Origin of the sequence: Sphingomonas sp. BAUL-RG-20F-R05-02, assembly GCF_022662305.1 — a bacterium.
Classification (GTDB): Bacteria; Pseudomonadota; Alphaproteobacteria; order Sphingomonadales; family Sphingomonadaceae; genus Sphingomonas.
Window position 1 is genome coordinate 332,519 of record NZ_JAKNQH010000005.1, and the last position, 22,502, is coordinate 355,020.

Below are 22,502 nucleotides of genomic sequence, written 5' to 3' on the forward strand. Positions count from 1 at the left end.
ATGACACGCCGCCCGTTTTGTATCACCGTCGCAGCGCGTCCCGGAACGGCGCATCGTTGCCATCCACCCCCGCAGCGGGCGGCAGCGCCAGCAGATCGCGCAGCAGCGGGTACACATCGACATTGTCGAACGCGGCGAGCTTGCCCTTGGGCTTGATCGCAGGGCCGCTGGCGATGAACAGCGCGTTCATTTCCGGCGCCATATTGTCGTAACCATGGTCGCCGCCGGTGCGCGGCTTGTCGGGCGTCGTCTTGGCGGTTTCCCAGCCCGCATCGGCGAGGCAGAAATACGGCTGGATGCGCGGATTAGCGCCGTAATGGAGCCGCGCCGGAATGTCCGACTTGCGCCAGCAATGCAGATGCGCGTGCGGCGCGAACAGCGCTTTTTCCAGCGCCGCCTCATGCCCCGGCACCGCCGACAGCGACGCGAACGGACCGGTTTCGAACACGCGGTAGTCGGCCGGGTTGGCGATCCGGTCGAGCGCGATGGTACGCTCGCTGCTCGTCGCCGCCATGCCGTGATCCGCGACGATGACGAGATTGGCGGGTTGCCCAAGCGCACGCAGCCCATCGGTCAGCCTGCCGATCAGCGCATCGACGTCGGCGACGGCAGCGGTGGTGCGCGCGTCGTCCGGACCGAACATGTGGCCGGCACTATCGACCGTATCGAAATACAGCGTCACGAAGCGTGGGCGGATCGCGGTCGGCCGGCGCATCCAGTCGAGCACGCCCTCGACCCGCTGCGCGCCGGTCACCGCCTGGTTGAACTGCATCCAGTCCTCAGGCCGGGTACCGCCTATGGTCGCGCCGTGGCTGTTGGGCTTTACCGCACCGCCCCACGCGACGTTCGCGCCGGGCCAGAACATCGTGCCGGTGTGGATGCCGGCCTGTTCGGCATCGACCCAGATCGGCTTGGCCTCGTTCCACCAGAATGGATCGTCGGTCGCCATGGTGAAGGTCTCGCCGGGGCGGGCGGCATCCTCCATGCTGTTCGAGACGATGCCGTTGCGATCGGGCCGCAGCCCGGTGACGAGGGTCCAGTGGTTGGGGAAGGTCTTGGACGGGAAGGCGGGGTGCATCACCGCGCTGATCCCGGCGGCGGCGAGCGCGTTCAGCCGCGGCGTCACGCCGCGCTGGAGATAGTCGCTGCGAAATCCGTCGATCGAGATGAGGATCGTCACCGGCTGTCGTGCCGCCTCCGTCTGCGCCACCGGCGGCGCGGGTGCGGCGGCGGGCGGGGTGACACAGGCTTGCAGGCTGGCACACAGCCCGGCGACGACGATTTTGCTATACCAACGCATGGGGCGCCCTCTGCGCCCGCTTCGCGACATCTTCAAGACAGCGCTCATCGTCCGAGCATGAATTTGGCGAACACGCTCGCGCTGACCGGAAAGCGCCCGTACGCGGCGTCGAGAGCGCCCGGTTTGGCATAGACGCCGAGCGCACCGCCCAGCGCGACGCCGGTGTCGCGGGTGAGGCGCAGGCGGTGCGCATAGCCGGCTTCGAACAGGCTGATGCGGTATTTCGCGCCATGCAGCGGATCGAGCAGATCGGGAAACAGTTCGTCGTTGGCGACATTCTCGATGCGGCCGAACACCGTCTCGCGAGGCGCGAAATCCCAGTTTAGCTCGCCGAGAAACGCGGTCAGCGTGCGGCCGGGTAGCTTGTTCTTGGCGGAAAAGGCGGCGAGCGCAGAGAGGCCACCACCGGCATATTGCACGCTGGCGGTGGTGCGCGCCTCGTTGGTGAAGGGTTCGAGCTGTTCCGGGCTGGTGATGTGGCCATGGCTGACCTGTGCCGACCAATGCGCGCTCGGGTTCCAGGTCGCGCGTATGCTCCAGCTATCGAGTCCGGGCGTCTCGATGTTCCAGCGATGCTGGTCCGGCTCACGCCCGCGAAAGCCCGACGCCTCGATCTGCCAGTGTGTTGCCGCAATGCCGGCGGTGACGACGCCGTAACTGATGTGCGTGCTGTCGAACCAATGGTGCGTGATCGGGCTGAGCGGCTGATACTCGGCGGAGGCGCGGTGCATGAACGCCGACGGCCCCAGCGCCGGTTCCGCCACCGGGCCGCCGTAGAGGAACAGGCAGGTGCCGGGCGCGACGTCGCGGTCGATCCGGGCGGACAACTCCATGAATAGGTCATGCGGGTGCTGCCGGTCGATCAGGGGATCGCGACCGTTTGCGGTCTCTCCGGTGGCGAACAGATTGGGGTAGCCGCGCGGCCCGATCAGCGGGTCGAGGCTGAGCATGGTGCGCAGTTGCAGATGCGTCTGCGAGTTCAGATCGTGGCGCGCGCTGAGCATCGCCATCGAGGTGACGAACCCCATGTCACGTCCGCGCGGGCCGCCCTGATCGGTATAGGTGGCGAAGGCATAGCCGTGCAGCATCACCATCCAGTCGCCGGTGGCGAGATGCAGGCCGCGCATCATACCCTCCGCAGCCGGGTTGCGCGCGGTGCCGGAGCCTTCCGCATAACCGGTGGGTGCCATGACCATGCCGGGCATCGCCGCCATGTCGTGCGGCGGCGCGGGGGTGTCGGCGGGTGCGAGCTGGGCCGGCATCGCCATGCCGGGCATCGCGGCGGGCGGGCTGGCCGGTGTCGCCATGTCCGGTATCGTCGGCATGGCCGGCTTCGGGTGCGCAGGCGCGGCGGGCGGCGTGGCTTTGCGGACAGGGGGCTTGCGCCGCACAGCGTGGTGAAGCGGGGCCGCCGGATGCGGCGCGGGCATCGCCATGCCGGGCATGTGCGGGTCCGTCGCCTGCGCGTGCGCGGCGACGGCGGGAGCGGCAAGCGCCGCGCCGAACAACAGTCGGATCATTCTACAGTTCTCGCGAAAAAGGGAACGGCGGGCGGGTGGCCCGGCGGTTCGCTTCAGACGCGAGGTGGCGGCAGCGCCGGCGGGGTGCCGCCGTCTGGATCGAGCCTTGCGGGTGCAGGCGCGACCGGGAGCGTCGGCGCCACGACCGGTGCGGGGAGCGCGCCGGCGCGCAGCGTTTCGGGCGGGATGCAGCCGAGGCAGGCATGCGCGGGCATCGCCTCGTGATGCCGCTCGGCGGGCGTGCCGTGCTCTGCTGCCATCGTCATGCCGCCCGCGTCGTGGCACGGCATCGCCGCCGCCGGTTGGCAGCCGAGCGTGGCGAGCAGGAGGCAGAGGAGCAGGCGCAGCAGCATCGCGCGCTGCTTAGCCGCTTCCCGGTATCATGGCCATCGCTACGATACCGGCGAAGGCGGTATCCGTCAGACGTTGAAGCGGAACAGCATCACGTCGCCGTCCTGCACGACATATTCCTTGCCCTCCTGGCGCAGCTTGCCCGCATCGCGCGCGCCGGTCTCGCCCTTGAAGGCGACGTAATCGGCAAAGGCGATCGTCTCGGCGCGGATGAAGCCGCGTTCGAAATCGGTGTGGATTTCGCCCGCTGCATTCGGAGCCTTGGCGCCGACATGGACGGTCCACGCGCGCGCTTCCTTGGGGCCGACGGTGAAGAAGGTCAGCAGCTTGAGCAATTTGTACCCGGCGGTGATGACGCGAGCGAGGCCGGTTTCCTCCAGGCCCAGTTCCGCCAGGAACTCGCCGCGATCCTCCTGCGGCATGGTGGCGATCTCCGCCTCGATCGCGGCGGAGACCACCACGGCCTGCGCGCCCTCGGCCGCCGCCTTCTCGAACACGCGCGCGGACAGCGCATTGCCGTTCGCCGCATCGCCCTCGTCGACATTGCAGACGTACAGCACCGGCTTGGAGGTGAGCAGCTGCGCCTGCGCGAACACGCGCGCCTCCTCCTCGTCCTTCGGCACGGTCAGCCGCGCGGGCTTGCCCTCGCGCAGCAGGTCGAGCGCCTGACCCAGCACGGCGACGCCGATCTTGGCCTCCTTGTCGCCCTGCGCCGCCTTTTTGGCGAGGTTCGGTACGCGCTTTTCAAGGCTTTCGAGATCGGACAGCATCAGCTCGGTCTCGACCGTCTCGGCATCGGCGATCGGATCAACCTTGCCCTCGACATGGGTCACGTCGCCATCCTCGAAGCAGCGCAGCACGTGCACAATCGCATCGACCTCGCGTATGTTGCCGAGGAACTGGTTGCCGAGGCCTTCGCCCTTTGACGCGCCACGCACGAGGCCGGCGATATCGACGAAGGCAAGCTGCGTCTCGACGATCTTGGCCGATCCGGCGATCTCGGCAAGCTGATACAGCCGCGCATCCGGCACCGCGACGTTGCCGACGTTGGGCTCGATCGTGCAGAACGGATAGTTCGCCGCCTGCGCCGCCGCGGTCTGCGTCAGCGCGTTGAACAGGGTGGATTTGCCGACGTTCGGCAGGCCCACGATACCACAGCGGAAACCCATTTTATCGTCCTTGAATGCTGGTGCGCCGCAGCGGGCGCGCGTTGGTGTCGCCGATAGCGGCTGCGGCGGCGGAAGGCCAGATCAGCTATAGTTGAAGCTGATGCTGATCCGGTCCTGCTTGGCGGTGCCGGCGATCACCTCGTGGCGGAGCCAGCTTTCCCACAGCAGCACCGTGCCGGGCTCGGGCGTGACGTGGGCGAAGGTGCGCATCGCCTCGGGCGCATCCTCGCGGCGGGTCGGCGCGGCCATCATGAAGGGCAGGCGCGGGTCCTCGAAGCGGATCGCGCCCGCGCCCGGCGGCACCGCGACATAGAGCGTGCCCGACACCACCGAATGCGGGTGGATATGCCCGGAATGCATGCCGCCGGGCTTGAGAACGTTGACCCACAGGCTGTCGAGCTTGAGCTTGCGCCCGCCGAGATCGAACGCGCACGCCTCCGCAAAGGCGGCGACATGCTTGTTCAGTTTCCTGACGAGATCGCCGAACGCCGGATCACGCTGCGGCAGGTCGTTGAGCGAGGCGTAGCTGGTGTAGCCGCGATAGTTATGCGCCTTCGACCAGCCGCGTCCGGCGCGATCTTCCGACGCGAACATCAGGCAGGATTGCTCCAGTTCGTCGAGCAGCGCGGCATCGCCGAGCGCGCCGTCATAGACGGGCGTGGCGAACAGGCTCCGGATCGTCATTTGCCATCCCCCAGCCGCAACGCGACATCGTTCATGAAGCGTACGTCGTCACCCTTGGCCAGCCACGCCGCCTCCGCCGCGACCGCGCCGAGCATATCGGACAGCGGGTCCATCTCGGCCTTGGCATAGTTGCCGAGCACATAGGGCGACACCTTGTCCTTGTGCCCCGGATGACCGATGCCAAGCCGGATGCGGCGGAACGCGTTACCAATATGCGCCTCGGTCGAGCGCAGGCCGTTATGCCCGGCGGTGCCGCCGCCAACTTTCACCTTCACCCGGAACGGCGCGATATCGAGTTCGTCGTGGAACACGGTCACGTCACTCTCGGCAAGTTTGTAGAAGCGCATCGCCTCGCCGACGCTGCGGCCGCTTTCGTTCATGAAGGTGGCGGGTTTGAGCAGCAGGATTTTTTCCGAGCCGACCCGGCCTTCCTGCGTCCAGCCCTGAAACGCCTTCTTCACGGCTGAAAAATTATAAAAATCCGCGATCGTGTCGATCGCCATGAAGCCGACATTGTGACGGTTGAGCGCATATTGGGCGCCGGGATTACCAAGACCGACCCAAATCTGCACGTCACACTGCTCCAAAAACGAAAAGGGCAGGGAGGCTCGCGCTTCCCTGCCCAAATCATGCCCGATCGGGAAAGGCTTACGCCTCGCTCTCCGGGGCTGCGTCGGCGGCCTGCGCCTCCGCGACGGCGGCGTCGGCCGCGTCGTCGGCGACGGTCGGCACGGTCGGCGGGACGATCGTCGCGATGGTGAAGTCGCGGTCGGTGATCGCCGCGGTCACGCCCTGCGGCAGGTCTACGTTCGAGATGTGGATCGAGTCGCCGATCTCGCGGCCAGCCAGCGAGATGGTGATGTCGTCCGGGATCGCCGCTGCGTCGCAGACCAGCTCGATCTCGTGCTTGACGATGTTGAGCACACCCTTGCCGGTCTTGATGCCGGGAGCCTCGTCCTCATCGGTGAACACGACCGGCACGCTGACGTGAACCGTGGTGTGTGCGCCGATGCGCAGGAAGTCGACGTGAACCGGACGCTCCGTGACCGCGTCGAACGCGACATCCTTGGGGAGCGTGCGGACGCTCTCGCCACCGGCGTCGATCATGACCTGCGAGTTCATGAAGTGGCCCGTCATGAGGAGACGCATCAGCGCCTTTTCCTCGACGTGGATCGCCAGCGGCTCCTGGTTGTTACCATAGACGACGGCGGGTACGCGGCCTGCGCGACGTAGCGAACGGGAGGCTCCCTTGCCAACCTTATCGCGCGTCTCGGCTGCGAGCGTCAGTTGTTCGCTCATTGCATGTCTCCGAAATACGTTTGGATCAAAGTCCGGTCAGGCCTCCAGGGATGACCCTGACCGGAAGCCGGCGCGCATAGCCGAAGCGAGCGAAAAGGGCAAGGTGCGACGCTGCTCGAAATGATGCGCACCGCTTCCTACATCGTCGGCATAACACAAGAGGAGAGTGAGATGTCCGACCACGTTGTCCAATGGAACAAGGAACTGCGACTGCTGCTCGACCAGATGCAGGCGCGCCCTTCCGCTGACTGGACGGCGGAACGCGAGCGGGTTCGGGTGTTGACCGGTTTGATCGCGGCGCGTCAGCCGGTCGCCGCCGGGGCGCAGGGCTGAGTTTCGATCGCCAGCAACAGTTCGGCAATCCTTTGATCGTTGCGAGGTGCGGCGGCAGCCGCCAAAGCGCCCCGCAATGATGTTCAAGCTTCTGTCGATCGCCGCTCTCGTAGCCGCTGCCGTTCCCGCCCACGCGCAATCGGTGCAGCCGTGGCCGGATCTTGTGGTGGTGAAACCGCTGGGCGACGGCTGGGTCGGTTCCGGCGAGGTAGTCGGCCGCGCCGGCGGCGAAGAGCGCCAGTCGCAGTTCGAATCGCGGTTGCAGATCGGCCATACGCTGGGTCGATCGCTAACCGCTTGGGCGGGGTGGGTGCATTTCGCCAATTTCGTGCCGGGCGCGCCGAACACTGCCGAGGATCAGGCGGTCGAACAGCTCAACTGGGCGATCGGTTCGGTCGGTAGCGTGCGGTTTGCCACGCGTAGCCGGCTCGAACAGCGCTTCCTGAGCAATCTGCCTGGTACGAACTGGCGGTTCCGCCAGCAATTGCGCGCGGTTTATGCAACCGGTGGCGTCAAGTCGGTCGGGCTGGTGTTATGGAGCGAGCCGTTCCTCGCGCTCAACCGGACGCCCGGGCAGCGCCATACGCTCGACCAGCTGCGCAGCTTCGCCGGTGTGACGGTGCCGGTGGCGCGCACGCTCGATTTCGAGGTCGGCTACCTCAACCAGCGGGTCTACCGCGCCAACGATACGCTGGTGAATCACGCGATCCCGCTGGTGCTGACCTATCGGTTCTGACGGAGCCGCAGTTCAGTACCGGATCCGCGTCACCGTCAGGTGCTTCCTTGCCAGCAGCGTCTGCACGCTGTGATCGCCGGCAAGGTGCCCCGCGCCCACCGCGATGAACACCGTGCCGGGCTGCTCCATCCGCTTGGCGATCCAGTCCGCCCATCGCGCGTTGCGATCCCATAGCAGGACTTGCCGGAGCGCGGGCTGCTTGCTGAGATCCTCGTTCATCATCCGCCCGAGGCCATCGGCATCGCCTTTACCCCAAAGATCGACCATCTTATTCATTTCCGACGGGAACTTTTCGATATCCTCGACTCCCGACATCAGGAATGAAACCTGTGCGGCCTGGGGCAGATCATGGAAATAGTTGAGCTGCTGGCCCAGCGTCTCCAGCCCGGTGACCGGCTTGCCGGCTGCCTTGGCGGCTGCATCAAGCTGTATCTCGACGCCGTCGTCGCGGCCGAAGCCGGTCTTCTGCATTTCGAGCTGGCCGATCGTCGCGCCTGCGAACCACGGTTCGAAGCGGTCGAAGGCATCCGGCTTCTGGCCGAGCTTGGCGAGGCCGGCGGCATACTCCGTGCGCTTGTCCGCCGGGATCTTCTCGGTCAGCGTCGGCCCGGTCGGAGAAAGTGCGAGCGGCAGCATCACCTTCTGCGCTTCCTCGGGCGAGGGCATCGGGATTTCGAGGACAAGGCTGTCGCTCGCGTCGAACGCTTTCTTCACCGCCTCGTCGAACCAGCTCAGCCCCGGTTTCAGCGCGTGGATCGTGCCGAACAGGTAGATGGTGGTGTCCTTGTCCTTCACCACCCACAAGGCGGGATCGACATCCTTCGCCGCGACAGGCGCGGGCTGCGCGCAAGCCGGCGTCGCCAGGATGATCGTCGCCGCCAGCAAGGTCTTCAGAAAGCGCATCGTGTGAGTCCCGCTCAAATCCATCTGTCGGGCCGATGATAGAAAGCAGGCGTTTGCGCTACCTTAATCGTTCCCGGCTGGCCCAAGCGCGCTGTTGACCCTCGTAAAGCCATACGCCAAAGCCGGCCATCATCACCGAGAGGGTATTTCCTTGGCCGCAAGCCACCCGTCTGCCGAGACGCCCACGCAAGCCGCTGCCGCGCCGCTGAGTTTCCAGCGCATGATCCTGACGCTCCACGATTACTGGAGCGCGCACGGCTGCCTGATCCTGCAACCGTATGATATGGAAATGGGCGCGGGCACCTTTCACCCGGCGACGACGCTGCGCGCGCTCGGCCCCGATCCGTGGAACGCCGCCTTCGTCCAGCCATGCCGCCGCCCGACCGATGGCCGCTATGGCGAGAACCCCAACCGGCTCCAGCATTATTACCAGTATCAGGTGATCCTGAAACCGAGCCCTTCGAACTTGCAGGAGCTGTATCTCGGCAGCCTCGCGGCGATTGGCATCGATTTCACGCGCCACGACATCCGCTTCGTCGAGGATGACTGGGAAAGCCCGACGCTCGGCGCGTGGGGGCTCGGCTGGGAAGTGTGGTGCGACGGCATGGAGGTGACGCAGTTCACCTACTTCCAGCAGATGGGCGGCTATGACTGCAAGCCGGTCGCCGGCGAGCTGACCTATGGGCTGGAGCGGCTCGCGCTGTACCTTCAGAACAAGGACAGCGTGTACGATCTCGCCTTCAACGACGCGGGCGTCAGCTACGGCGACGTGTTCCTCGAGAACGAGCGGGAGATGTCGAAGTGGAACTTCGAGATCGCCGATACCGAGCGGCTGTTCGACCTGTTCCGCAAGGCGACCGCCGAGTGCGAGAACTGCCTGGAGGCGAAGCTGCCGATCCCGGCCTATGAACAGGCGATCAAGGCAAGCCACGTCTTCAACCTGTTGCAGGCGCGCGGCGTGATCTCGGTGGCGGAACGGCAGGCGTATATGGGCCGGGTCCGCGATCTCGCGAAGGGCGCGTGCGCGGCGTACATGGAAAAGAACGCGGAAGGCTGGCAGGCGCGCTTCCCGGGGTGGACGGCGTGATGGCGGCGATGGTTCCGCCGTTTGCTGACGTGACGATTATCAAGGCGATGCACCGTGGCTGATTTCCTCCTAGAACTCCGCTCGGAAGAGATCCCGGCGCGTATGCAGGACAAGGCGCGGGATGATCTCGCGCGGTTGTTCGCGGCGGAACTGGCGAAGTCCGGGCTGCATACCGATGCGATCGTCACTTTCGCAACGCCGCGCCGGCTCGCGCTGATCGCGCGCGACCTGCCGGTGGCGACCGCCGCCGTCTCCGAGGTGACGAAGGGGCCGAAGACCAGCGCACCCCCGCAGGCGCTGGAAGGATTCCTGCGCAAGACCGGACTGACCCGCGAGCAGCTCGTCGAGCGTGACGGCGTGTTCTTCGCCGTCGTCGAACGCACCGGTCGCGCCACCGCCGAGGTGCTGGCCGAGGCGATCCCCGCCGTGATCCGCGCCTTCCCCTGGCCCAAGGCGATGCGCTGGGGTGCGGCGTCGCTTTCCACCGAGTCAATCCGCTGGGTGCGGCCGCTGCAAGGCATCGTGGCGCTGTTCGACGAAGACATCGTGCCATGCGAGATCGCCGGCGTCACGTCGGGCGCTCAGACGGTCGGCCATCGCTTCCACCATCCCGGCGTCATCACGATCGGCTCGGCAAGCGATTACGTCGAGAAGCTGCACGCCTGCCACGTCATCGTCGATCAGGACGAACGCCGCCAGATCATCGCGCTTGGCGCGACGATGGCGGCGCGTAAGGCCGGCCTCGAACTGGTCCGCGACGAGGGGCTGCTGACCGAGAACGCCGGGCTGACCGAATGGCCGGTGCCGTTGCTCGGCCGCTTCGACGAAACCTTCCTCGCCGTGCCGCCCGAGGTGATCCAGCTTACCGCGCGGGTGAACCAGAAATATTTTGTGTGCCGCGATATGTCCGGCAATTTGGCGAACGCGTTTGTCTGCACCGCCAATATCGATGCGGTCGACGGCGGCGAGAAGATCGTCGAGGGCAACCAGAAGGTGCTCGCTGCGCGGTTGTCCGACGCAAAGTTCTTCTACGAGACCGACTTGAAGGTGCCGCTGGCGGATCAGGCGGCTAAGCTCGACCGCATCGTGTTTCACGAAAAGCTCGGTACGGTTGCCGACAAGGTGGAGCGCGTGGCGAAGCTGGCGGAATGGCTGGCGAGCGAAGGCATCGTTCCGGGCTGCGACCCGGCGCTCGCGCGGCGCGCGGCGGAACTGTGCAAGGCCGATCTCGTCACCGGCATGGTCGGCGAGTTTCCCGAACTGCAGGGCCTGATGGGCGGCTATTACGCCGCCGCGCAGGGCGAGCCGCCGGCAGTAGCCGAGGCGATCCGCGATCATTACAAGCCGGTCGGGCAGGGCGATGACGTGCCGACTGCGCCGGTTACTGTGGCGGTGTCGCTGGCGGACAAGCTGGATACTCTACGTGGGTTTTTCTTGATCGAGGAACTGCCGACTGGATCGAAAGACCCGTTCGCGCTTCGGCGCGCGGCATTGGGGGTCATCCGTCTGATCGTCGCCAACGGCTTGCGCGGCAGCCTCGGTGTATGGCTGACTAAGGCGGTGGATTTGCATGTCGAGGCGTATCTGGCTGCGGCAAGTATATCCTCGCCAAGTACACCGATGTATCTTGATGTCTCCGGCGACGTGCAGCGGCTGATGGCGAACGGCGAAGAACTGATCCGCTTCCCGGTCGCGGCAAATGCACGAAGCTACGCGGGGTTGCGCGCGGCAGGACTACATCCCTCACCACCGATCGAGTTCTTCGCCGACCGCCTCAAAGTCCAGCAACGCGAAGCCGGAGTCCGCCACGACCTGATCGACGCGGTGTTCGCGCTTGGTGGCGAGGACGATCTCGTCCGCCTGCTCGCGCGTGTCCATGCGTTGCAGGCGTTCGTCGGCACTGAGGATGGCGCCAACCTGCTCGCCGGGTACAAGCGTGCGGCGAACATCCTCAAGAAGGAGGGGTTCACCGGTTCCGATGCGGTGAGCGATTATACGCCCGAGGCGGCCGAGGCCGCGCTCATCGCCGCGCTCGACGCGGCCGAGCCAGCCGCCGACGATGCCGTCGCGCACGAGGATTTCGAGGCGGCAATGGCCGCGCTCGCCACGCTGCGTGCGCCGATCGACGCGTTTTTCGAAAGCGTGATCGTCAACGATCCCGATCCCGCCAAACGTACCGCACGGCTGGCGCTGCTCGCGCGGGTGCGTACGGCGGTGCACGGCGTGGCGGATTTCTCCCGGATCGAGGGCTGATCGGCAGCCGGCGATTACTCCGACAAACCTCTCGGCGAGCGCAACCCACTGGCCGACCGCCGTCCCGCTCGCGGCTTGAACAAAGCCGTGTTGCGTTGCACAAACCGGAAAACAACATCCACGGAGAAGACGACATGGCGAGCACCTTGGCCGAAGCATCGACTGCGACCGACCAGCGCTATGTCTACCGCTTCGGTGGCGGTGTTTCGGATGGCGGCAAGGGGGATCGCAACCTGCTTGGCGGTAAAGGCGCGAACCTTGCCGAGATGGCGTCGATCGGCCTGCCGGTGCCGCCGGGCTTCACCATCTCGACCGAAATGTGCACCCGCTATTACGACGAGGGCGGCCAGTTCCCGCCGTCGCTGCGCGACGAGGTGGCCGCCGGCATCGCGCATATCGAGGGCGTGACGGGCAAGATGTTCGGGGATGCTGGCGACCCGTTGCTGGTGTCGGTCCGCTCGGGCGCGCGGGCGTCGATGCCCGGCATGATGGATACCGTGCTCAACCTCGGTCTCAATGACGCGACCGTCGAGGGGCTTGCCGCCACCTCCGGAGACGCGCGCTTCGCGTGGGACAGCTATCGTCGCTTCATCCAGATGTATTCGGACGTGGTGCTTGAACTCGATCACGGTGGGTTCGAGGAAGCGCTGGAGATCGCCAAGGAGGACAACGGCTATTTCCTCGACACCGACCTGACAACGCAAGATCTGCGCAAGCTGGTCGCCGAATATAAGGCGCTGGTCGAACAGCAATGGGGCAAGCCATTCCCGCAGGATGTGCATGACCAGTTATGGGGTGCGGTCGGCGCGGTGTTCGGATCGTGGCAGTCGGAGCGCGCCAAGGTCTATCGCCGGTTGAACGACATCCCCGCCGCCTGGGGCACCGCCGTCAACATCCAGGCGATGGTGTTCGGCAACATGGGCGAAACCTCGGCGACCGGCGTCGCCTTCACGCGTGATCCCGCCAAGGGTGACCGCGCCTATTACGGCGAATTCCTCATCAACGCGCAGGGCGAGGATGTTGTCGCCGGCATCCGCACCCCGCAATATCTGACCAAGGCCGCCAAGGATGCGGCCGGCGCCAAGCCCGCATCGATGGAGGAGGCGATGCCGGAGACCTTCACCGAACTCGCCAAGGTGTTCGACCTGCTCGAAACGCATTACCGCGACATGCAGGACATCGAATTCACCGTGCAGCAGGGCAAGCTGTGGATGCTCCAGACCCGCTCGGGCAAGCGCACCGCCAAGGCCGCGCTGAAGATCGCGGTCGAGATGGCGGAGGAAGGCCTCATCACCCGCGAGGAAGCGATCGCGCGCGTCGAGCCGCAGGCGCTCGACCAGTTGCTCCACCCGACGCTTGACCCCAAGGCGACGCGCGACGTGCTGACCAAGGGGCTGCCCGCCTCGCCGGGCGCCGCCTCCGGCGCAGCGGTGTTCGACAGCGACACCGCCGAGAAGCGCGCGGCGGCGGGTGACAGCGTGATCCTAATCCGCGTCGAAACGTCGCCAGAGGACATCCACGGCATGCACGCCGCCAAAGGCATCCTCACCGCGCGCGGGGGCATGACCAGCCACGCGGCAGTGGTGGCGCGCGGCATGGGGCGGCCATGCGTGTCGGGTGCCGGCTCGATCGCGATCGACGCCAAGGCGCGCGTGATGCGGATCGGCGGCCGCGAGATCGCGGAGGGCGAGATCGTCACGATCGACGGCACCACCGGCGAGGTGATGGCGGGCGCGGTGCCGACGGTGCAACCCGAACTGTCGGGCGATTTCGGCACGCTGATGGGGTGGGCAGACGAAGTCCGCCGTCTCAAGGTGCGCGCCAACGCCGAGACGCCGCTCGACGCCAGGGTCGCGCGCGAATTCGGCGCGGAGGGCATCGGTCTCTGCCGTACCGAACATATGTTCTTCGATGCCGAGCGCATCACCAATGTCCGTCAGATGATCCTCGCCGAGAACGAGGCGGGCAGGCGATCGGCGCTGGAGAAGCTGCTGCCGGAACAGCGCAGCGACTTCGTGCAGTTGTTCGAGGTGATGGCGGGCCTGCCGGTAACGATCCGATTGCTCGATCCGCCGCTGCACGAGTTCCTGCCGCATCAGGAGGCTGAGTTTGCCGAGGTGGCATCGGCCGCTGGCATCGACATCGACACGCTCAAGCGCCGCGCGGCCGAGTTGCACGAGTTCAACCCGATGCTTGGTCATCGCGGTTGCCGGCTCGGCGTGACCTATCCCGAGATCTACGAGATGCAGGCGCGCGCCATCTTCGAGGCGGCGATCGAGGTTGCCGAGAAGTCGGGGGCAGCGCCGATCCCCGAGGTAATGATCCCGCTGGTCGGTACGCGCCGCGAGCTGGAACTGATGAAGATCGTGGTCGACAAGGCCGCGCAGGCGGTCTTTGCCGACAAGGGCCGCACGATCGAGTATCTTGTCGGCACGATGATCGAACTGCCACGCGCCGCGCTGATGGCGGGCGAGATCGCGGAGGTCGGTGAGTTCTTCTCGTTTGGCACCAACGATCTGACCCAAACGACTCTTGGCGTGTCGCGGGACGACGCGGCCCGCTTCCTCAACACCTATGTCGAGCAAGGCATCTACGCCAAGGACCCGTTCGTCAGCCTTGATGTCGAAGGCGTCGGGCAATTGATCGAGCTGGCGGCCGAACGCGGTCGGGCGAGCCGACCCGGCATCAAACTTGGCATATGCGGCGAGCATGGCGGCGACCCGGCATCGATCGCCTTCTGCGAGCGAACCGGGCTCGATTACGTCAGCGCCTCGCCATATCGCGTGCCGATCGCGCGGCTGGCGGCGGCGCAGGCGGCGCTTGCGGCTAAGGGGTGAGAGACGGGCGGGCCGGTAGTCGGCTCGCCCGCGTCATTCGTGAACGAGACCGGCTGCCTGTCTCGGAGATTTGATGACCGCACGGTGCGGCCGCTGTGATCGCCTTGGCGGTGTTCAGCGGGGTGTGCGGGGGCGGTCTGCCCCGTCGCCTAGATCATCCACGCGCAACGCCGCGGCTTGCTGCCGCCATTGCCGGCCCGTGATATATCCAGCCGGTAACGCGAGCCTGAGTTCGAGTGCCATTTCGTCCTGATCGGACAAGTGCTCGATATCCGCGAAACGCGCGATGCCGAGTTCGGAAAGGCGCATCGCGAGCGCGGCATCAATGCCGTCGATCCGTGTCAGCGCGTCCTGCTCCGTCACGAAAGGCGTTTCGATCGTACCGACGCCGCTTGCAAGCTCCGGGAAGGCTTCGGCGATCGGCGGCGGTGCAGCCGTTTCGCCGGGCGTGAGCGGCGGGATGATGGGATCGCTCGGATCGCCATCCAGCGCAGACGCAGCGCTGTCGCCGTCGCGCATCGCCGGCTCCGCGGTTGCGACCGAAGGGGCAGCAGGTGCAGGCGTGGCAGCCCTGAACGTCGCGATGCGAGTCTCTGCTTCAGCGAGGCGGTCCACCATCGCCTGATGCGTTGCCTCCAGCGTCGCAGCGTGTCGTGCGAGCGTGTTCAGCCGGCTTTGCGATTGTGCGCGGAACGTCGCGAAGTCGCGCATCAGCTTGCGCATACCTTCGCCGTCATTGACCGTGTTGGGATTGGTCGCGAACCCGAGCAACCAGGCCACCACCGCCACCGCGCAAAGAACGAGCAATTGCAACGGCGAAGTGAACAACATATACGCGAACCCTTAACGGAATGATTACCATTCCTGTGACGGCGGCATCCAAGGGTATCAAGCCCGCGCTGCCGTCGGCGTGCCCCGAAATCTGCGCCGCTTCGGGACTCGTCAGTGTCCTCCGTGGATGAACGCGTCCGAGATCGAACACGCCGCAGGGCCCAAAATCACCACGAACAAGGTCGGCAGGATAAACAGGATCAGCGGAATGGTCATGATCGCGGGCAGTCGCGCCGCCTTTTCTTCCGCGCGCATCATGCGTTCGTTACGGAACTCGGCGGACAGCACGCGCAGCGCCGAAGCGAGCGGTGTGCCGTATTTTTCCGTCTGAATCATCGTCGTAACCACGCCCTTCACCGCATCGAGCTTCACGCGCGATGCGAGGTTTTCGAAGGCCTGGCGCCGCTCGGCCAAGAAACCGAGCTCGATGGCGGTCAGCGTGAACTCGTCACCCAATTCGGGGTAGGCCTTGCCGAGTTCGCGCGCTACTCGCCCAAACGCGGCGTCGACGGTGAGTCCCGCCTCGGCACAGATCACCAGCAGATCGAGCGCATCGGGCAAGCCCTTACGGATCGCGTCCGAACGCTTCTTGATTTTGTTGTTGAGGAACAGGTCGGGCGCCTTGTACGACAGGATGAAGCTGCCCGCGACGAGACCATAAGCCTTCAACGGCGACCAGGTCTGGAACGTGTCGGTGCCGTAAACGAGGTACAGCATAGGCCCGCCGCATATGATCGGCAGCACCAGCCGGCCGAAGATCACCGCGACGGCATATTCCTTTGACCGGATACCGGCCTGAAGAAGCTTGATCTGCGCCGCCTTGACCTGACTGTCTTGCAACATGCTGAGCGAGGTCAGGAACGCCTTGATCCGATCGGTCGTCTCGTTTTTGGTGACGAGCTTGGCGCGGCGCTTGGTGGAGGCGGTGATACCGGCCTTCAGCTGTTCGCGGCGATCGTTTAACGCTTTTACGCGCTTGGTCATCGGATCGTTGACGGTCGTCGCCGCATAGATGGCAAGCAGCACCGCGAGCGCCGCCACGGCCGCGAGCAACGTCGCGACGGCGAAGACATCGATCCCTAGGATCTTTGGTCCGGCTGTAGAGCCCATGATCGTCCCGCTCGCCTCTGGTTAGATTTCGAAATTGACCATCTTGGCCATGATGAACGCGCCGATACCCATCCACAGCAAGCCGCCGAGGCCAGCCACCATCAGCCGCTGATCGACGAAGAAGTTCTGCATGTATGTCGCGTTGATCATCCAGATCATCGAGAACACGATGAACGGCAGTGAACCGACGATATAGGCCGACGCCTTGGATTCGGACGACATCGCCTTGATCTTGAGCTTCATCTGGCCGCGCATGCGCAGCACCGTAGCGAGGTTGGAGAGCGTCTCGGCAAGGTTGCCGCCGGTCTCGCGCTGGATCGCGATTGTGATGCAGAAGAACTGGAATTCAGGCGTGCCGAGACGGTCTGCGGTGTCTTGCAGCGCCGCATCCAGCGTGCGCCCGATGCGCATCTTGTCGGTGATCGAGCGAAACTCCACGCCGATCGGCCCGTCGACTTCTTGTCCCACCACGCCGATCGTCTCGGTGATCGGCAGCCCGGAGCGCAGGCCGCGCACCAGCAGCTCGATCGCGTCCGGGAACTTGGCGGTGAACTTGCCGATCCGCCGTTTGATGAAGAACCCCACCGCCATATGCGGAATGCCGGCACCCATCGCCACGCCGAGCAGGATCGACAGCGCCAGCGGCATGTGCAGGATCATCAGCACCAGCGCCACCACCACCGCGCAGCCGAGCGTGGCCATGCCGTACTTGCCGACCGTCCACGGCTTACCGGTCATCGCCAACCGCTTCTTGAGCAGCGCGGGGCGCGGCAGGAAGCGCATTGCCGCCGCGTCCATCTTGTTGCCGCGCGATGCGGCAACACGGCGAGCCTGTACGGCCGCGAGTGCGGAGGCGGATTCGCTATGCCGCTCACGCACGGACGACAGTCGCCGCGCGCGCGCGCGGTCAGGCGAGGGGCCGGCGAACGCGAACACCACCAGCGCCAGCGTGCCGAGCGCACCAATGCTGATAAAAATGAGCGACATCATATCCATCGCGGTTTCAATCGTTCCGTAGGGTCGGGGACGAGATCACTTCTTCTTGAGCGCGCGCTTGGGCATCATCGCCTTGAGATCACCAAACTTGCCGAGCAGCGATTGCCCCTTGAGCTTCTTCTTGCCGCCGGGCGCAACCACCCCTTCGGCATCGCCGACGGACATGATCTGCGTTGCAATCTCGGTCAGCGGGACCACCGTTTTCGAGACCTTGCCCGCTTCGGCGACGGTCTTACCCAGCTTCGCGGCCTGCGCGGCAAGCTTCTGGTCGAGCGGTACGAAATAGTCGATTTTCCGCTCGATCGACCCTTCGAAATCCTTGCGGCTGATTTCCAGCATGGCGGCAGGCAGAACCTTGTTGGCGACGACGACGATTTGCGTCATCGGCGCGTTCGATTTAAGCCACGACAGCAGCCGGATCGTGTCACGCGCCGCTGCCAGCGTCATTTCGGTGACGATCACCGCGACCTGAAGCTCGGAGACAAGGTGCGGATGCTGTACCAGCATCCCACGCGGCAGATCGACGATCGTGCATTCGAAGGCGACGCGCATTTCCTCCTGCAACTGGTAGAAGGCGGCGCCGTCCGTCATGATCGGTGCGTTGATCGGCGCTTCGGCCGATAGCACCGACAGGTTCTCGCCCGCCTTCACCATCGCACGTTCGATGAACAGGCCGTCGATGCGGCTGGGGTTCTCTATTGCGTCGGTCAAGCCGCGGCCGGGCTCGAGATCAAGCGCGAGCGCGCCCGTCCCGAAGTGCACGTCGAGATCAAGGATTGCGGTGTTGCGGGGGCCACGCTGGCTGATCAGCCACGCAACCGACGTGGCGATCGTCGATGCCCCGACACCACCGCGTGCGCCGATGAACGCGGTCGCGCAATGCGGGCGCTCGCCGGTGTCCTCGGTCACTTTGGGTGCGTTGAACACCGCCTGCGCGTGCGTTAGCGCCTCGCGCAGCACCGCTGGATTGAGCGGCTTCAACAGATAATCCTGAATCCCGCTGACGATGAGATCGCGGTATAGCCGCACATCGTTGACCTGACCGGCGGCGATGACGACGGTTCCGGGTTCGCACACCTCGGCAAGCGCGTTGATGTCGTTCAGCGGATCACCGCTCTCTGACAGATCGACCAGCAGGATCTGCGGGCTGGCGGACACCGACAACGACTGAACCGCGTTGCGTAGTCCGCCCTTGTTCACCTTCTCGGGCGGCCATCCCATCTCTGCGGCAACACCGCGGATCGCATCGGCGGTGGTTTCGTCGCACACATAGGCGACGAAGGGATCACGCAGCCCGATCTTGCTCATGTTGAAGGGGGCGTTCATTTCGAGCTGGCTCCCTTGAGGCCGCCGGCACCAGTCGGCGCGGCTTTGCGGAACGTGTCGATCGCCTTGCTCGCGGCGAACGTATCGGTCATGCCGCTACCCGACTGACCACGCACCAGATCCATCGGATTGGCGACCATTGCGGCGAGGTTGGAGTTGATTGCACAACCCTGATTCGATCCGGTCTGATTTTCGTAGTTGGGTTGGCTGACGCGGCTGAAATCGGGGCAGCCCGGGACGGTCGCCTTCATCCGGCTTACCACGACGCGAAGCATGCCGGGTGCCGGAGGAGCATCCGTCATCGGCGCATCGTCCGAGAGCAATAGGCCATAGCGAGCAACCTGTGTCGCGACCTGGTCGTGCGCTGCTGGCGCGTAGCCGTTGGGATCGTCGATCGCGACATGATCGCCGTAGCCGAGCCGCAGCGCCGCCATCCACCCGGCCAGCCGCTGCGCCTCACCGGGTGCGAGGCCGCTGCGAGTCGTCGCCACGTCGAACACGTAGTCGTTGCGCGATACCACGGGCTGGTGAACCGACTCTAGGCCGCGGTTCTGGGTGCCCGTGCATGCTGCGGCGGTGAGCGCCGCAATCAGGATCCATTGTTTGCGCATGGCGAAATCCTTGCGAATAAACATCAGTTGGAGTCGAAGCCGGGCGTGGCGACCGCGGCGGATTTCTTGCGAGGCGGTGCGGTCACGGCCTGTGCCTTGTCGAGCGGGGCGGGGACGCCGGGCTGCGACGGCGCGAACGGCAGCGGTGCGACCGCGCCCAGCCCCGGCTGCGCGGTCACCGGCGCGGCGAGCGTCGGTTTGGGCCGCTGGCCTCCAGTGGTGCCGCCGCCCAACTGCCCGGTCAGGATCTGGCTGAGGTCGGTCGGCACCTTGTAGCCATCGGTCGGCAGCGCGATCTGGTTCGCGTCGACCGGCTTGACGAGATACGGGGTGATGACGATCACCAGCTCGGTTTCGTTGCGGTTGAACGCATTGGAGCGGAACAGCGCACCGAGGACCGGCAAGTCGCCGACGCCCGGCGCCTTGGTAATCGAGTTGTTGTGGTCGTTCTGGAGCAGACCGGCGATCATGAAGCTTTGGCCGGAGCCGAGTTCCACCGTCGTTTCCGCCCGCCGCGTGGTCAGTGCCGGTATCGTCGTGCCGGAAATCGTGACCGCGCCCTGCGACGAAAGCTGGGACACTTCGGGGCGGACCCGCAGCGATATGCGACCGTCCGCCAGCACGGTCGGCGTATAGGCGAGGCTGACGCCGTACTGCTTGTACTCCACAGACACCGCGCCCAGGCCTTGGCTGATCGGGATCGGGATTTCGCCGCCAGCGAGGAACGTGCCGGTTTCGCCCGAGAGCGCAGTGAGGTTCGGATTTGCGAGCGTCGTCACCTGACCGTCCGTCTCGCCGAGATCGAGCGTGGAGAGCAGGTTGAACCCAAGCAGTTTGCCCGCGGCGGCAATCGTCGTGCCGGTAACGGCTGCGCTGACGGCGCTGTTGTTGCCGGTCGCGGTAGAGGTGCCGGCACCGGTGAACGTGCCGCCGTATGGGTAATATTGCGTTGCGGCTGCGCGACCCTGGCCCAACCCGAACTGGAACCCACCGGGCTTGTCATAACTCGTCAGGTTTACGCCCAGGTTCTTGACGAAGCTGCGGCTCACCTCGGCGAAACGAACTTGCAGGTTGACCTGAAGCGGCGTCGCGGTCTTCAGCCGCGACAGCACCTTTATGCTGTCGCCGACGAAGGACTGAACCAGCCGCTCGGCCTCGGCACCATCGCCCGGACTGTTGATCGTGCCGGTAAGCAGCACCAGCCCGTTCATCGTCGTCGCGGTGATATGCGCGTCCGGCATCGCCAGGTTGAGCATCTGCTGGATCGTGTCGAAATTGTTGCCGACGCGAACGGTGGCCGCATAGACGACCGCGCCGCCCGCCGCCGTGGCGGACACCGTCGTCTCGCCGGTGCCCTTGCCGAAGATGTAGAGCTGCGTCGGCGAGCGGACCTGTACGTCTGCGATCGCGTCGCTTGCCACGAACACGTCGGTGATCGGGCGGGAAAGGTTGATAAGGCGACCACGACCGGTGCTGACCTGCAACACCGTGCTGGGCGAAGCGGCGGCCACCATTGGGCGCCGGGCATTGGGAGCGGCAGGGCGATTGCGCGGCGCGGCGGTGGCGGCCCCCGCGGCCAGCGCTACGGCCAGCGGCCAGCCGATGGTTCTCGATACAGTGCGCATCTTACTTCTTCCCCCCAACCGCGACATCGGTCACGGCATTGCCCCGGGCGACCCGCACGACCGGCCCCTTCGTTGCCGCTGCCGCTGCGGCTCCTGCCGGCGTCGACGTGTCGATCGGCTTGCCCGGTACGGTGCTGCGCTGGAAACGCGACACGTCGGCGCCCGTCTCGAACGACGTACTGCCCGCGCTGGGCTGTGCGGCGACCCTGGCGATCATCGCTCTTTCCGCCTTGGGATCGCTGCCGTTCGGCACGTCGACCGCGCCGCTGGCGATCGCCTGATCGAGTTCGGACTGGTTGTCGGCGAGGCTGCGCAGCGACAGCGACAGCGAACCGAGCGTTTGCGAGACGGCGATCTGCTCCGCCATCTTCGGCGTCGCCTCGAGCGTTACCATCGAGAAGGTGCGGACCTGCGTCTTGCCGTTCTCGTCGACGGTATTGTCGGTGCGTTGATCGGTGGCGAGCACGCGCAGGTTTCGCATGATCGTCTCCGCCACCTTCAGCGGCGCACCATCACCGCCGCCGACGACATTCTGCGTCAGCACGAGATCGATGCGGTCGCCCGGGAACACGAAGCCGGCTACGCTGCTCTGCTGCGAGACGGGAACCGTAACCGCGCGCATCCCGGCGCCAAGCGCAGCGGCAAGGAATCCGCGGTCACCCGGCTTGACGAGTGCGCCCTGCGTGATCGGCTGACCGGCGGTGATCGGGTTGCGCACGACCGTACCTTGCAGCGTCTTGGCATCGAAACCGCCCTGGTGGATGAAGTAGGCGTTCTCGACCAGATCCTTCGGCCATGGCTGGTACTTCACCGCCGTCGCGTCGAGGATGGTGCCGACCGGAAGCGAGCGCGTCGCCACCAGCACTTCAGGCCCATCCACGCGCGCGGCCGCCACCGCGGCAACCGCCTGAGGCGCCGGTGTCCCGACGATCAGGCTGCGCGCCATGAACGCCGTAACGGCGGCGACGACGAGCGCACCCAACAGCAAAAAGATCTTACGACTGTTCATCTCAGGCCTTTCGACGCCCGGTAAAAATCCGGCTCAAACCATTATAGGAGAGTGGTTAAGATGCAGTTCACGCAGCGCGAGCAAAGCGGCGAAGGCGATTGCGACACCGTACGGGATCTCGATGTCGCCGCCTTTTCGCGCGCCGCGATCGAGCACCATCAAAACCGTCAGCACGCCGCCAGCGATGGACATCACCACCAGCATCCACACCAGCAGTTGCAGCGGGAACCATAACGCAAGCGCGCCGATCATCTTGACGTCGCCGCCGCCCATCCAGCCGAGCGCGAACGCGCCACAGAACAGCGCGAACACGATGGCCGCGATACCTAGCTGCAACGCCATATCCGGCCATGGCGTCATCCCGCTCGCCCACCACGATAGCGGCGCAAGCAGCGCGATCGTCAGGTTCTTCCAGTTGGCGATCTCGCGGGTGCGCACATCCTCGATGCCGGCCCACAGCAGCAGGAGCGCGAGGACGCCCGTCAGGAATGCAATGATTGTCCCACCCATCGGAAAAGCTCC

The 22,502-nt window shown here is 65.5% G+C and carries 21 protein-coding genes; 5 read left to right on the forward strand and 16 right to left on the reverse strand.

Annotated features, from left to right (window positions below; genetic code table 11):
- Positions 1–22 precede the first annotated feature (22 nt).
- The 7 genes from L8F97_RS13710 to L8F97_RS13740 all read right to left on the reverse strand — a co-directional run bounded on the left by L8F97_RS13710 (position 23) and on the right by L8F97_RS13740 (position 6,323).
- Entirely contained in the window at positions 23–1,300 is a 1,278-nt protein-coding gene (locus L8F97_RS13710) for an ectonucleotide pyrophosphatase/phosphodiesterase (protein ID WP_242151021.1), read from the reverse strand.
- 44 nt (positions 1,301–1,344) lie between these two features.
- Complete coding sequence (locus tag L8F97_RS13715; RefSeq protein WP_242151024.1) at positions 1,345–2,820, reverse strand: hypothetical protein; 1,476 nt, start codon at positions 2,818–2,820, stop codon at positions 1,345–1,347.
- Between the two features lie 53 nt (positions 2,821–2,873).
- Entirely contained in the window at positions 2,874–3,173 is a 300-nt protein-coding gene (locus L8F97_RS13720; protein ID WP_242151026.1) for a hypothetical protein, read from the reverse strand.
- Positions 3,174–3,239: 66 nt separating this feature from the next.
- The gene (ychF, locus tag L8F97_RS13725) at positions 3,240–4,340 is read right to left on the reverse strand and encodes a redox-regulated ATPase YchF (RefSeq protein ID WP_242151029.1); all 1,101 of its coding nucleotides are present in this window, start codon (positions 4,338–4,340) and stop codon (positions 3,240–3,242) included.
- Between the two features lie 81 nt (positions 4,341–4,421).
- On the reverse strand, positions 4,422–5,024 hold the full coding sequence (locus L8F97_RS13730) for a TIGR02466 family protein (protein ID WP_242151031.1): 603 nt from the start codon (positions 5,022–5,024) through the stop codon (positions 4,422–4,424).
- The gene (pth, locus tag L8F97_RS13735; protein WP_242151032.1) at positions 5,021–5,596 is read right to left on the reverse strand and encodes an aminoacyl-tRNA hydrolase; all 576 of its coding nucleotides are present in this window, start codon (positions 5,594–5,596) and stop codon (positions 5,021–5,023) included. Before pth ends, L8F97_RS13730 begins: the two co-directional genes overlap by 4 nt.
- 76 nt (positions 5,597–5,672) lie before the next feature.
- Positions 5,673–6,323 (reverse strand): 50S ribosomal protein L25/general stress protein Ctc, encoded by a 651-nt coding sequence (locus L8F97_RS13740; RefSeq protein WP_242151035.1) that lies wholly within the window; start codon positions 6,321–6,323, stop codon positions 5,673–5,675.
- Between the two features lie 171 nt (positions 6,324–6,494).
- Here L8F97_RS13740 and L8F97_RS13745 point away from each other — a divergent pair, with 171 nt between their 5' ends.
- Both L8F97_RS13745 and L8F97_RS13750 read left to right on the forward strand, forming a co-directional pair.
- Positions 6,495–6,656, forward strand: a complete 162-nt coding sequence (locus L8F97_RS13745; protein ID WP_242151038.1) for a hypothetical protein — start codon at positions 6,495–6,497, stop codon at positions 6,654–6,656.
- A gap of 76 nt (positions 6,657–6,732) precedes the next feature.
- Complete coding sequence (locus L8F97_RS13750) at positions 6,733–7,392, forward strand: DUF2490 domain-containing protein (protein WP_242151040.1); 660 nt, start codon at positions 6,733–6,735, stop codon at positions 7,390–7,392.
- A 12-nt stretch (positions 7,393–7,404) separates the two neighbouring features.
- Here L8F97_RS13750 and L8F97_RS13755 read toward each other — a convergent pair whose 3' ends face one another.
- The gene (locus tag L8F97_RS13755; RefSeq protein ID WP_242151042.1) at positions 7,405–8,295 is read right to left on the reverse strand and encodes a TraB/GumN family protein; all 891 of its coding nucleotides are present in this window, start codon (positions 8,293–8,295) and stop codon (positions 7,405–7,407) included.
- A 220-nt stretch (positions 8,296–8,515) separates the two neighbouring features.
- Between L8F97_RS13755 and L8F97_RS13760 the strand changes: the two genes are divergently transcribed.
- From L8F97_RS13760 to ppdK, 3 genes are all read left to right on the forward strand, one after another.
- On the forward strand, positions 8,516–9,382 hold the full coding sequence (locus L8F97_RS13760; RefSeq protein ID WP_242151229.1) for a glycine--tRNA ligase subunit alpha: 867 nt from the start codon (positions 8,516–8,518) through the stop codon (positions 9,380–9,382).
- Between the two features lie 54 nt (positions 9,383–9,436).
- A complete protein-coding gene (gene glyS, locus L8F97_RS13765; RefSeq protein ID WP_242151045.1) occupies positions 9,437–11,635 on the forward strand; it encodes a glycine--tRNA ligase subunit beta in 2,199 nt (732 codons plus the stop codon).
- Positions 11,636–11,769: 134 nt separating this feature from the next.
- Positions 11,770–14,472 carry a pyruvate, phosphate dikinase gene (ppdK, locus tag L8F97_RS13770; RefSeq protein WP_242151048.1) on the forward strand — a complete coding sequence of 901 codons (2,703 nt, stop codon included), beginning with the start codon at positions 11,770–11,772 and terminating at the stop codon, positions 14,470–14,472.
- Between the two features lie 114 nt (positions 14,473–14,586).
- On the opposite strand, the gene L8F97_RS13775 is transcribed toward ppdK, so the two are convergent.
- From L8F97_RS13775 to L8F97_RS13810, 8 genes are all read right to left on the reverse strand, one after another.
- On the reverse strand, positions 14,587–15,303 hold the full coding sequence (locus L8F97_RS13775) for a hypothetical protein (protein WP_242151050.1): 717 nt from the start codon (positions 15,301–15,303) through the stop codon (positions 14,587–14,589).
- 111 nt (positions 15,304–15,414) lie between these two features.
- Positions 15,415–16,413, reverse strand: coding sequence for a type II secretion system F family protein (locus L8F97_RS13780; RefSeq protein WP_242151054.1), 999 nt, complete (start codon positions 16,411–16,413; stop codon positions 15,415–15,417).
- Between the two features lie 21 nt (positions 16,414–16,434).
- The gene (locus L8F97_RS13785; protein WP_242151057.1) at positions 16,435–17,409 is read right to left on the reverse strand and encodes a type II secretion system F family protein; all 975 of its coding nucleotides are present in this window, start codon (positions 17,407–17,409) and stop codon (positions 16,435–16,437) included.
- Between the two features lie 36 nt (positions 17,410–17,445).
- Positions 17,446–18,735, reverse strand: a complete 1,290-nt coding sequence (locus L8F97_RS13790) for a CpaE family protein (RefSeq protein WP_242151060.1) — start codon at positions 18,733–18,735, stop codon at positions 17,446–17,448.
- Entirely contained in the window at positions 18,732–19,346 is a 615-nt protein-coding gene (locus tag L8F97_RS13795; RefSeq protein ID WP_242151063.1) for a CpaD family pilus assembly protein, read from the reverse strand. The genes L8F97_RS13790 and L8F97_RS13795 overlap by 4 nt, the downstream gene beginning before the upstream one ends.
- A gap of 23 nt (positions 19,347–19,369) precedes the next feature.
- The gene (locus tag L8F97_RS13800) at positions 19,370–20,971 is read right to left on the reverse strand and encodes a type II and III secretion system protein family protein (RefSeq protein ID WP_242151066.1); all 1,602 of its coding nucleotides are present in this window, start codon (positions 20,969–20,971) and stop codon (positions 19,370–19,372) included.
- 1 nt (position 20,972) lies between these two features.
- On the reverse strand, positions 20,973–21,980 hold the full coding sequence (gene cpaB, locus L8F97_RS13805) for a Flp pilus assembly protein CpaB (protein ID WP_242151069.1): 1,008 nt from the start codon (positions 21,978–21,980) through the stop codon (positions 20,973–20,975).
- A 33-nt stretch (positions 21,981–22,013) separates the two neighbouring features.
- Positions 22,014–22,490: a prepilin peptidase gene (locus L8F97_RS13810; RefSeq protein WP_242151072.1), complete on the reverse strand. Its 477-nt coding sequence runs from the start codon at positions 22,488–22,490 to the stop codon at positions 22,014–22,016.
- Positions 22,491–22,502: the final 12 nt, after the last annotated feature.